The sequence below is a fragment of the Thiocystis violacea genome (assembly GCF_016583565.1).
Taxonomy (GTDB): domain Bacteria; phylum Pseudomonadota; class Gammaproteobacteria; order Chromatiales; family Chromatiaceae; genus Thiorhodococcus; species Thiorhodococcus violaceus_A.
In genome coordinates this window covers 21,747-32,490 of sequence record NZ_NRRF01000054.1, presented here as the reverse complement: position 1 = coordinate 32,490, position 10,744 = coordinate 21,747, and the positions used below count along the sequence as shown (strand labels likewise).

General features: G+C 50.4%; 9 protein-coding genes. 5 read left to right on the top strand and 4 right to left on the bottom strand.

Annotated features, from left to right (window positions below; genetic code table 11):
* Window positions 1-67 precede the first annotated feature (67 nt).
* Together CKO23_RS18130 and CKO23_RS18125 are read right to left on the bottom strand one after the other, a co-directional pair.
* The gene (locus CKO23_RS18130) at window positions 68-247 is read right to left on the bottom strand and encodes a hypothetical protein (protein ID WP_200333235.1); all 180 of its coding nucleotides are present in this window, start codon (window positions 245-247) and stop codon (window positions 68-70) included.
* A 181-nt stretch (window positions 248-428) separates the two neighbouring features.
* Window positions 429-1,121 carry a hypothetical protein gene (locus tag CKO23_RS18125; RefSeq protein ID WP_200333234.1) on the bottom strand — a complete coding sequence of 231 codons (693 nt, stop codon included), beginning with the start codon at window positions 1,119-1,121 and terminating at the stop codon, window positions 429-431.
* A 933-nt stretch (window positions 1,122-2,054) separates the two neighbouring features.
* Here CKO23_RS18125 and CKO23_RS18120 point away from each other — a divergent pair.
* The 3 genes from CKO23_RS18120 to CKO23_RS18110 all read left to right on the top strand — a co-directional run bounded on the left by CKO23_RS18120 (window position 2,055) and on the right by CKO23_RS18110 (window position 3,469).
* Complete coding sequence (locus CKO23_RS18120; RefSeq protein WP_200333233.1) at window positions 2,055-2,336, top strand: hypothetical protein; 282 nt, start codon at window positions 2,055-2,057, stop codon at window positions 2,334-2,336.
* Between the two features lie 432 nt (window positions 2,337-2,768).
* The gene (locus tag CKO23_RS18115) at window positions 2,769-3,023 is read left to right on the top strand and encodes a hypothetical protein (protein ID WP_200333232.1); all 255 of its coding nucleotides are present in this window, start codon (window positions 2,769-2,771) and stop codon (window positions 3,021-3,023) included.
* 14 nt (window positions 3,024-3,037) lie between these two features.
* Window positions 3,038-3,469 (top strand): DUF2958 domain-containing protein, encoded by a 432-nt coding sequence (locus tag CKO23_RS18110; protein ID WP_200333231.1) that lies wholly within the window; start codon window positions 3,038-3,040, stop codon window positions 3,467-3,469.
* A gap of 294 nt (window positions 3,470-3,763) precedes the next feature.
* On the opposite strand, the gene CKO23_RS18105 is transcribed toward CKO23_RS18110, so the two are convergent.
* Both CKO23_RS18105 and CKO23_RS18100 read right to left on the bottom strand, forming a co-directional pair.
* Complete coding sequence (locus CKO23_RS18105; protein ID WP_200333230.1) at window positions 3,764-4,663, bottom strand: phage integrase N-terminal domain-containing protein; 900 nt, start codon at window positions 4,661-4,663, stop codon at window positions 3,764-3,766.
* Window positions 4,664-5,147: 484 nt separating this feature from the next.
* A complete protein-coding gene (locus tag CKO23_RS18100) occupies window positions 5,148-7,964 on the bottom strand; it encodes a hypothetical protein (protein ID WP_200333229.1) in 2,817 nt (938 codons plus the stop codon).
* A gap of 74 nt (window positions 7,965-8,038) precedes the next feature.
* Between CKO23_RS18100 and CKO23_RS18095 the strand changes: the two genes are divergently transcribed.
* Both CKO23_RS18095 and CKO23_RS26595 read left to right on the top strand, forming a co-directional pair.
* On the top strand, window positions 8,039-9,319 hold the full coding sequence (locus CKO23_RS18095; RefSeq protein ID WP_200333228.1) for an ankyrin repeat domain-containing protein: 1,281 nt from the start codon (window positions 8,039-8,041) through the stop codon (window positions 9,317-9,319).
* A gap of 282 nt (window positions 9,320-9,601) precedes the next feature.
* The gene (locus CKO23_RS26595; RefSeq protein ID WP_200333227.1) at window positions 9,602-10,492 is read left to right on the top strand and encodes a zincin-like metallopeptidase domain-containing protein; all 891 of its coding nucleotides are present in this window, start codon (window positions 9,602-9,604) and stop codon (window positions 10,490-10,492) included.
* The last annotated feature ends 252 nt before the right edge of the window (window positions 10,493-10,744 follow it).

Genomic DNA, 10,744 nt, shown 5'->3' with positions numbered 1-10,744 from the left:
GACCGCCAGGCGTTCACGCCAGGGAAGAAGAGGGGAGGGGGCTTTGAGTTTCTAGGCCCGAGCGCGTCTAGGCGTGGTTGATGGCCATGTAAAGCCGCAACACCAGCACGCTTGCGGGGAAGGCCAGAAGGGCGTAGGGCAGCCCACGCATTCGGGGGTGTTGAGCCAGCCATCCGGCCACGCCAAAGCCGAGCGAGGTGATCCAGACCCAGGGTGCTTGCTCGCCCAGGTGCTCAAGGGTGGACACCAGCGGATTCAAGCATCCGCGCGCAAGCGCCCATGCAACTCCGTCCCGGTAGTCAGGAAGGAACAGCCACACCCACGTCATCGGTACGAGCCAGGCGGTTAGCCCCAGGAGCATTGCCAAGGTAGAACGGATCGCGGACCTGAATCTGTGCGTGATCATGTCGAAATATCGTATATATCGTTTATACTGTTTGTATTATTTTATTAGCGGTATCCTGCTCGGGTTTTTCCAGGATAGGCGGTATCTTCTCGAAGGGTTTGTAGATTTTCCGCTTCAGCCGGAGGCATGAAGGATCGAGAGAGGGGAGGGCGGCTGTCTTTCGTTTGGCGCTCGTCAGCCTAAACAGGGACCAGAGCTGCCGTCGGACCGGTGCGTAAGGTTCCAAGGGCAGGCTCCGAAAATCCCGCTCCAGGGCCTTTTTAGAGCGTTTTACGGCCATCTCCAGGAAGTAGGCACGAAGGTCCTTGTAGGTGTCCTGCTCGATTCTGACGCTTGCGGTCTGATTGGAGTAGGAGACGGAATAACCGCCATATTTGATCGGCCTTCGTCTGACATCCTTGATATTCCCGGCTTCTTCCTCAAAAAAATCATGCACGCCATGGGTCGCAAGGAGTAGAAAGTAGCGGCCAGAGCGGATGTATTGCATGTTTGCATATCCGGCACGTTTCCTTCGACAGCGCTGATATTTCGACAGGTCAATGCCGTACTTTTCGATAAGCTTTTCATCGACGGCTTCCGGACTCTTGGTTTCGGGTATCCATCCTTCCACGTAAAACCAGTAACCCCTTCCAACGTAGCAGACGGCCAGTTGTTGAATAAATCCTTCCACTGACATCGCTTTACACTGGTATTCCATAGCGCCATTGTCCTCCATGTTTTCCACTCAGGTGAGAGATTGTTTTTGGCACAATCTCGAAAGCCTAACCATTGAAACGAACCTCAAGAGGCAACCTGAAACCTTGAGTCATTTAATGAACAAACCTTGCCGAATACCTTTAGACAAACCATGTTTTGCCTATAGACTACCTCGCTAGCATTTAGGTTGCCTGATGAGATTTCCTCGCCAAAGGACATCTCATCAAGCCACATGAACGGCCCAGCCAAGGACAAGGTGCAGCTCAAGCGTTGGGGGCTATAGTGGCCCCACGCTTGATACTGCGCCCAGATACTTTCGAGCGCTAAAAAGCGCGTCGTCCCTTTCGTCATCGCCGCTACGGCACCACCCGGTAGCGTAAAGAACGAGCCGCGACTGCCTTGCCGCGAACATCGCCAAGCGGAGAGAATCTAGCAGCATCAAAAGCCAGTCCTGTGAGGACAGATGCTCTTTTGCCTACTAGGTTCTTTAGTTGTCGTTGCGCAATCCATAGTGGTTGCGCATCCTTTCCGCTTGCTTCTACTCAGGACACACTCCCTCACTACAGCGTTTTAAGCACCTAAGTGACAGTCTTAGGCACCGGCGGCTAGACCGGCTGCTATAGTGATTCCCGGATTAGTGATGAAGTTTGCTCAGAACGTCACGTCGCTAGGGTTTCATGACCCAAGTCTTTGAGGTATGTCCGTAGCTCCCGCTACGGCATAGTTTCCTCGATCCGATGATCGAGATTTCAGCCGACCGAACCTAGAAGCGTCAGCTTACCCATCCCCAAAAACCGTTCGCCGTTCGGCACCGTCTCGTGCTGAGCTTACTGGCAAGCGCTTACGCGCCTTTCACGGTTGAGCTATTCGCGTTCCGCTGTTTAGGCGGATACCCGGGCTTGGTCTCAGCCCGGTCCCGCGTGTTGCCACGCCAGGAGTTCCCCGCGCCAGCATGGTTGAACGAACCGGTAACGGCCCGGACCCCCATGACGGGATTACACACGCCAAAGCGCGCTTCACCCGCTTCCAAACACCACAGCCTTGCAACGCCTCGATGAAGAGGGCAGAGCAAGGTTTTTCTCCGTCGCCCCAGCCCACCAGCGCCATCGTTGCCGATCGCGCCCACAACCCCATCGGATCGAACGCCGGGATTACTCTTCGGGAGTTTGGAAAAATCGGGAGAAAACCTCGCTATGATGTTGTGAAAAACCAAAATCGGTATCCGAAGGATTAGACCGGCGAGCCTCCGTCGAACCGGACAAGCACCTCTCGATGCATCCGGCTCTACGCGCACAACACGCCGTGGGAAGCTACCCCCACGCCCTTAGCCTGGCTGGTGAGGCCAGGTTTGCCAGGAGTGTTGCTAACGCTCGAAAGTATCAACCATGTGGTACACACATTGGTGACATTTCGACTCTACCTGGAGACCGCACCTCTTGCCTAGAAAAAAAAATCTTGGCCTATACTTTTTCCATTGATGCAACGCGCAATCCCGACTTCAACACTCAATTTTTATCATTCAGTTTTGTCTGTGCTGCCCTAAGACGTGGAAGGTCCGCGTTGAGCTGTTCATAGGGTACGCCTTCCTGGGGAAGGCATTGCACACCCCCTGGCCGGAGGGGCGAGGAGCCGGTCGAGGATGAACCAAGGAACGATGAGGTGAGACATGGATGATGCAGATCGTCACCAGCAAGCAGAGATGCTCGCAGGTGACATTGTGAACGCGCTTGATGACCTTGAATGCTTGTGGGCCTACCACGGGCTTCCGGGAGTTTCACAAGAACTCTATGACAAGAGGTTATGGGTGCGTAGCCAGGTGGTCAGGATGATCGCCCGGCAGTTAAGGACAGAAGACCTTGTTGGTCTTCTTCGAGCGCTTGGAGAGACTCTCTACAAGCGTTTTAGTAAGGACCCCGAATAAAGGAGAATCGGGATATGGATAAGGGAACATGCCGCAAATGGACGCGGCAAATACTAGGTGCTGAGGCATACCAAAGGCTTTTAGCCAATGGTCAGGAGATGGAGCCAAAGAAAGGGACAGACGCTGAGCCAGACTTTTGGCCAGTGGCGAAGCTCTTTCTCCCAGGCACGAGGGCCACATGGCTCTTGACGGAGCTTGATCCTCAAGATGAGCGCATTGCCTTTGGGCTTGCTGATCTGGGGATGGGGTTTCCCGAGCTTGGCAGTGTTTGGCTTCCAGAGCTTTGGGAGCTGAATGTTGAAGTGCCAATATGCACGGAAAACGGAAAGCAAGTCGATGCGGCGATACTCGCGGTTGAAAAAGACTGCACTTTCGTCGGAAAAGCGCCCCTCTCGTGGTATGCGAGAGAGGCAAGAGCAGCTGAAAGCCTCGCGGCTATCAGCTAAATAAAAACAAGCTCAGGGCCAAAGTCTTCACGGACTCCCTGGGCTTTATACAAGGACGTATATCCTTATGTATAAACGGAATTTTATATATAAACGGAACTTGTTAGAACGTCAATTGGCGTTTCGTTGGAGTGTGCTGAAGTGGTTAGGAATACTGGTGATTTTTTTTGGGTTGATTCAGTTAGCCCTATCGCCAGAACTGACGCCTAATCAACGGAAGTTCGTTTCGGCGATTAGAACGAATATTCAATAGAATCCGCCCCGTCAGAAGCATCTCGCTTCTGCCGGGTTTTTTTAGCTTCCGAGATACACTGATGTGATTTGCGTTCTCTCGTGACCTAATTCGAGAGAAACCTTCGCTCTTGCGTCGAGATCGATCGATTTTTGTAATGCGGAGAGTTTCTTTTTTTCTGGACCTCCAGCGGCAGGGGCAGACCAGCCAGAGGAGAGCCCTCTTTCTTTTGCTAATTCATCCGTGATTTCTTGGTAGCGGGTTTGTGCGTATTCGTGACGAAGCCCATGCATCTTTGAAAGTCCCGCGTTTGCCGTGTGGCGTTCATAGACTTTCAGATGTTGGATATAGGTGCGAGATTGCGGAATCAGTGAGCCACGCCCGGCGAGCTTATGGGCTCTATCGAGAACCTCTCTTTGCTTGGCATTACGAATTGGAATCTCCCGCTCACGGCCGCCCTTGGTCCAGCTTGCTTTCAAGCAAATTAAATCGCCCTTGTCCGCGTAGCTCGGGACAAACTTAATTGCTTCCTCCCGCCGTAGACCGAAGGCACTTTGTAACTCCAGCGACATGGCCACGAAGGGGTCTTTTACCTTCGAGAGCGCCTCTTCTGAAACTGTTTGCGCCTTGGATTTGTTCGTGACATAGGTTCTGTCGGGAATTCCGTAATGGGCGTTTTCTCTCGCGATGACGGAGGAGCGGCCGACTTTCTCGGCCCACCAGCGCAGTGCTGACATGCGGTTCTTGATTGATGCCGGTGCAATCTCCTCGCGTGTCCAGCGCTCCACGAGAGCCTGGACATGCCGCCCTTTTAAATCCGAGGCGTGCATCTTCTTGTAGCCAAGCTCATGAAGCTGGTTGGCCACCTGCTGGAGCATACGGTGACGGTTCGCCTGCGTGGCATGGCTTCCGTCCCGATTGCGTTTCATGAGCTGTTTCAGCTCGTAGTTCAGGTCTCGCAAATTCGTTTGGTAAGTGTTTATGACCCGCCTAGTTTGCCCGTGGGCAAGTAGGTTTTTGATGAGTCATGAGAACCTGAAGGTGGCGGATTTTCGCCATCCACGGCTGGAACCTGGAGGTCATGCCGAGGACTGATACGGTGTCTTTAGTTGGTCCATAAGGCCGCCCAGCGGCACTTTCCGGACCAGCACCCAGCATTGTGGCAGATCGTCTCCTCGATGCCGGGTAGCCGGTTATGCGCTCCCTGAGCGCTGGCTGGCTAGGCCATTTGTCCCGCCGGTTGCTACCTGGGACCGCACGAGGCGACCTCTCAGGAGGCAGGGGCAGGAGCAAAATTCGTGGTTGCAGTGCCAAGTCTAGCTATCCATCACGCAGTGATCAATCCCATCCCCTCCACCGAGACGGAAAAAACCTCCATTTATTCCGTCTGCTGCGGACCTGACCGGGCCGTCGTCACTACCGCGATCGGTAGTGACGACGGCCTTTTCACATGGACTCACTAGAGCCCTGCTTCTTTCTGTTCTGTCTTCTGCTTTTCCGTCTTTCTTGCCTTTCTCTCACACTGTCGTTCACTGTGGTGGTCACGGTGTGCCGATCTCCGTCTGGCCAGGGGCGGCTTGCCCGCGCTTGGTACTCCTCCCAGGACATCGAGTATCCGGAGCGCACGATCATGGGATAGCCAAAGTATCTTGAGTAACCCGCCCCCTTTTTAAGTTGGAATACGCCGCCGAACTCATCATCTGTCATTTCCAACAGATGATTCTTCGATAGCCTAGGCCGTATAATTTCCTGAAACGACTCTGTGTTTGTTCCACCTGCTGTACCGCTCGTACGGCTCCATCCACGAAGAACCCGCGCTACTTCACCGGAGGATTCCATGACTAAGTGTCCGTGGTATAAGTCACTGGTTCCGAATGTATGCCACATTCTTGTATTACCTTGCACTGTCGGAAAAATATCATTAGTGTCTTCCCGAAGATCAGAAGGTGTTTGGCTGCTGAGAATCATCGGGATTTTCATGGATCGCGCTTGTTGCATGACCACTTTGAAGTTTTCTGTCGCAATCCGCTGAAACTCGTCTATAAAGCAATAAGTTGTTATCTGCTCCTTCCCACTTCGGTGTTGCTGATACGCAGCCGCTAGCAGGCTGTAGAGCGCCAGTTTTCCTATTTCGCGCACACTGGAGGCGTTAATGACCGCAGGTAGCCAGAAATAGATAACATGCGGCTGTTGCACGACATCGGAGAACTCAATTGTCTGAGTTTCTGGGTCTTCTGGTATCTCATTGAGTTGAACGAATCCCTCTAATGTTTTCAATACCGACGTTAGCTCCGCGATGTTTTCTTTCTCGTAGCGATCGATATTCTTCATACGTTCAAATTCCACTGCTAGATCCCTTAAATCTCCAAATGTTTCAGGATTCTTGTGGTTCTTAGTTACCTCATCAGGTAAATCTCCAGATATTGCGCGATATAGCCATACGCGTGCTTGTCTGGAATAAAAACTTTTACCATACCCAGTTCCGTGATCTAACGATAACGCCGAGAGTTGCATCTCCGCTTGCGCCATCTTGGAAAGCGCTTTATGCGCCCGTTGTTGTAACGGGTTAAAGATATAAGACGAGTAACCCATTTCTGGTGTAAACCATAGAAACGGCAGCCCCGCGTCTCTGGCTTCCTGCTGCGCCGTTTGAAAAAATACGTTATCTCCTTTCAGGTCGAGAATGACGAAGCTCGCTTTTTTCTCGCCCCAATCTTGGTTCCGCGCCTTGGTCATTCTCATTAACTGAGTCATAAGAGGTATCATTCCGAGGGCGGTTTTTCCCGATTCGGTATCTCCAGAGATATAGGCGTGGCCTGACAACACCGAACTGTCCATCAGTATCGGGATACCAGAGGGATGATGCTCTCCGACAAAGATGTGATTTCTCTCAATCTTATCTTTTGAGTTTTGCAATCTGCTGACATGCCGTTCCCAAACATCGGCCGTTAGCGTTTGCTTCTTTATCTTGTCCGTATACTCCAGAAACCGTCGATCGTTCCAGGGTAAAAAGTAGCTTATAAATATACATGTGGCTATCAAAGGAACGATGAGGCATGCTGCTAGAGAAAATAAACCAAAAATAAGAAATCCAATATTTTTTTTGAACGCCAAATCGATGGTAAATATTAAGTACCCTAATGGAACATTTTCCAGAAAAGACGCAAAATTCGCATCTTGCCAATTTTTATATCTTTTAAGATACGCATCCTGCTGCTCAGGAGTGCTAAGTACATAGGGTATTTCTCTAAGATCGTTTGGTGGCGGAATATCTGTTTTTAGCTTTTCTGAAAACCACGCACTGAAGGTGCCGTCATAATTGGTTTTCGATTGCATATCGAAAAATATTTCAGAAAATGGTTCTAATGGTGGCATGTGATAGATCAAAGCAAAATAACGTGTTGCCGGTGTTATGACTATCGATATAAAAAAAACGGCAACGAACGTTAAGAAAACTCGGTGTGAATGTTTAACGGCAGGCTGGTATGCACCAGGGGCATAAGAGCTATCAAAACGAAGACCATATATCCATAGCAAGAAGGATTTTATAGAGATGCTCCAGTACTTTTCTGGTAAAAGACGGCTTCTTTTGATGGCTAACCCAGCAGCAGCGGCTAGTAAGCAAAAGAAAACCAGGGCATGAATGTATACATGAAAATGGCCCTCAACGATGTAGTTAGTAATTCCTATCACTGTTACTAAAGCGGCGATTGCGACGACCGTCCTCACCTGGAGAAATGGCTTTATCACCGGACGTTTTTGCTTTACGTCTTTGTTCACGTCAGCGTATCGCGAAACTGTGTCCATTAGGAATAAATTAACCTGGCGGGAAAGATATAGAAGAAAGACGATGCTGATAAAGAGGAGTAGAAGCCAAGATAGATGAGAGTCGTTGGTGCCTATGATTAATAGTATAAAAAGAACAGGAATAAAGAGTTTGGTGACTAAGGTAAATAAGCTAGAGAAGCGAAGATTACCAATGATGGATAAAAATAACATATAGCCAAGAAATGCTATGGTGGCTTTACCGAAAAAGCCCGCAAAGCTATCAGTTGGCACAAACATGAAGAGAGCAAATAGCGCGAAAGCGGAAGCAAAGATCGAAATAGATATGCCAAGGGTTTTTGCAAGCCGCGTAAACGACTGATCTTTTAGTGGTTCAATCAGATAATCCAATTCCATGTCGTCGACCGGTGGTAGATTATCGAAATCTACAGGGTGGACGGTGAAGTGTTCGCGAGCGGCGTCTGGCGCGTCGTGCATGAGAAACTCCTGTCTCTACAGAGTTGATTGTTTTTGAGCAATGATCGCTAAATTACGAAAGAGGTTGTGGAAAAATGCGGATTTTCTTCTGTTGTGTGATGATGATGGCAAGTATGCCGAGCTTTGGAATGGATATAGACATAGTCGTCAATGGCCAGTTAGAAGAGATGAAGTCTGTATCTCGCTATCGAGGTAAGGAGAGAGCCAAAAAGTTCATAGCCGAAGTGGAAAAGTATCCTAACATCAAAAGGGTGCGTGCGATGCATAAAGGATACTATATTTTGGCGGAATACGAAGGCGGTACGGCAAAATATTTTTGTGACAGTAATGGCTATAAGGACTGGGCGGGATATATGTCGATAGACACACGGTATGACCGATTCGGAAAAGAAGCGATATCGTTGCAAACAGGAAAAATCTGCAAAGACTGTAAGCATATACAAGCTGTATGGTGCGTAGAACATAGTAGTCAAGAAGATAAGTACAGAGATATCCTGCTCGCTGTGCAAAGTAGCAGCGTAGAAAAGGCTCTAGCGTTAGCGCCGCAATTGGAGAAAGGCGATATACCGGAAGACTCCGATATTCTTGTGACGGCGATGAGAATACACAAGCCAGGGGTAATCAAGTTACAAAAAGAGCTTCTTGAGAAAGGCGCGAGTGTTCATGCCAAAGGACGGGTGCGAGAGAATACGCCGCTTCATCAAATTATGACCTTCAAGAAAGGACAGGAAAGACGGTGGGAGGAAACCCGGCACGCGCATATGGTGAACGTGCTGTTAGAGCATGGGGCAGATGTGAATGCGACCAATAGATTGGGAGAAACACCTTTAATAGTAGCCATGGACTCAGAATGGCCTAAGACGAAGAAGGGGGGCAACTACGGAATAATATTGGCACAAGAGCTTCTCAGTCGTGGGGCGGAGATAAACATCGTATCGACATCGTTATGGTCGTCAACGCCGCTTATGGCGGCATGCGCCAACAATGATGTAGACCTTATTGCCTATCTATTGCAGGAAGGCGCAGATCCGAATCTAGGGACCAAGAACGGAAAGGTTCCTCTGCATGTGTTGATATATAAATCTGGACGTGAAAATGTGTATGAGTCAGTGAAAACGCTTCTTAAAGGAGGGGCAGACCCAAAAATTCCGATAGATAACGAAAAGACAAACATCGCGTTTTTGGTGGACAACTATGAAAATGTCAGAGTAGAAAACAGAGGACTCTTGAAACTGCTTGCGAAGTATGGTGATAAACCAACGAAAGAAATTAAGGAGATATTACGAAGCAAGCAGCAACAGAAGAAGATCGATAACATTCAAGAAGAACTAAGAAAAGCCTACCCAGAGGAATAGAGAAAACAAATACTTGCGGCTGGTCGTGGAGCCATGATATGGCGGAGAGTAGGTCAAATCGAAGAATCACACTCGACCTGGTAACGGTGATTGTGTAGATGGTGCTGTATCCCGGATGTCGCCGCGTGGGGTGGTCCGTGCCCTAGGCGGCGGTAGCCTTTTGCTACTCGCAGGTGGGCATGCCAAATATTATGCCCTGATGGTTTTACCAGTTGTGGCCTAGCCAGACGGCAGGCCCCAACGGGAGCTTTGCCAGCCTGGTGAGGCCCCGAGGGGTCAGCCGTGAACAATCAAGCGATCATCCAGAGTGTCACAGCCCGAATCATTGAGCAGTTGGAGGCCGGAGTAAAGCCGTGGGAGTGTGCCTGGAACCGTGCCGGGGGGCAGTTCGAGATTCCCTGCAATGGCAAGACGAGGCAGGACTATCACGGGATCAACGTGCCTATTTTGTGGGAGGTGGTCAGCCGTCAAGGCTACGGGACCAACCTATGGTTCGGATTCGGTCAGGCCCATGAGCTTGGCGGTCACGTCAGGAAAGGCGAAAAAGGGACGCATGGCATCATTTACAAGCCCCTTGTCGTCGATGATGAGGAAGCGGAAGACGGACAACGGACGATTCCGATGCTAAAAACCTTCGTGGTTTTCAATCTCGACCAGATCGAAGGGCTTGAGCATTTACGTCCAGCGCCACCGGATGAGAATGCGGTCTTTGAGCCGATGCAGGTGGCCGAGGACATCCTAGGCAAAAGCCAAGCGCGGATTGTCGAGGGCGGTACGCGTGCCTTCTACCGCAAGAGCGAGGACATGATCGGACTGCCCGATCGGTTCCGCTTTGACGCCGCAGAGGATTTTTACGCCACCGCCTTGCACGAGCTAACCCATTGGACGGGCCACGAAAGCAGGCTGGATCGGACCTACGGCAAGCGTTTTGGCGACCAAGCCTATGCCTTCGAGGAGCTGGTCGCCGAGATGGGCTCTGCCTTTCTCAGCGCCAAGATCAAGCTCCAGGGCGAGCTACAACATGCTAACTACATTGCCAGTTGGCTCAAGGTGCTCCAGGAAGATGATCGGGCGCTGATTCGAGCAGCAAGTCTGGCCCAAAAAGCCTTTGAATTCATTCATGCGCTTGTCGAAAGCAAGGCTGAATCGGCCGGAGAAGCTGTGAGTGATTGAGACCGTGGAGGTTATGTCAACCGCCCCCAGGGAAGGGAACGGTTGAGCAAAGGTCGACGAGTAGCATGGTGGCCGCACCCTAAGTCACTAAAAAATCAAATTTTTATTTGAAACTCAATTGGGATCGTTGGTATGGTAAAAATGCCCGCTTGGAGGATAGGGCAATTCTGGGAAGAAACCCGAGCGCCATAGCGGGGAACTATGCGGGAGGGAGGCTTTGCCTCCCTTTCTTTATCTTTCCGATAAGAAATG

Coding starts and splice junctions, on each gene's coding strand:
- CKO23_RS18125 (WP_200333234.1), bottom strand. CDS start 1,121: ATGGAGGACAATGGCGCTATGGAATACCAGTGTAAAGCGATGTCAGTG.
- CKO23_RS18120 (WP_200333233.1), top strand. CDS start 2,055: ATGGTTGAACGAACCGGTAACGGCCCGGACCCCCATGACGGGATTACA.
- CKO23_RS18115 (WP_200333232.1), top strand. CDS start 2,769: ATGGATGATGCAGATCGTCACCAGCAAGCAGAGATGCTCGCAGGTGAC.
- CKO23_RS18110 (WP_200333231.1), top strand. CDS start 3,038: ATGGATAAGGGAACATGCCGCAAATGGACGCGGCAAATACTAGGTGCT.
- CKO23_RS18100 (WP_200333229.1), bottom strand. CDS start 7,964: ATGCACGACGCGCCAGACGCCGCTCGCGAACACTTCACCGTCCACCCT.
- CKO23_RS18095 (WP_200333228.1), top strand. CDS start 8,039: ATGCGGATTTTCTTCTGTTGTGTGATGATGATGGCAAGTATGCCGAGC.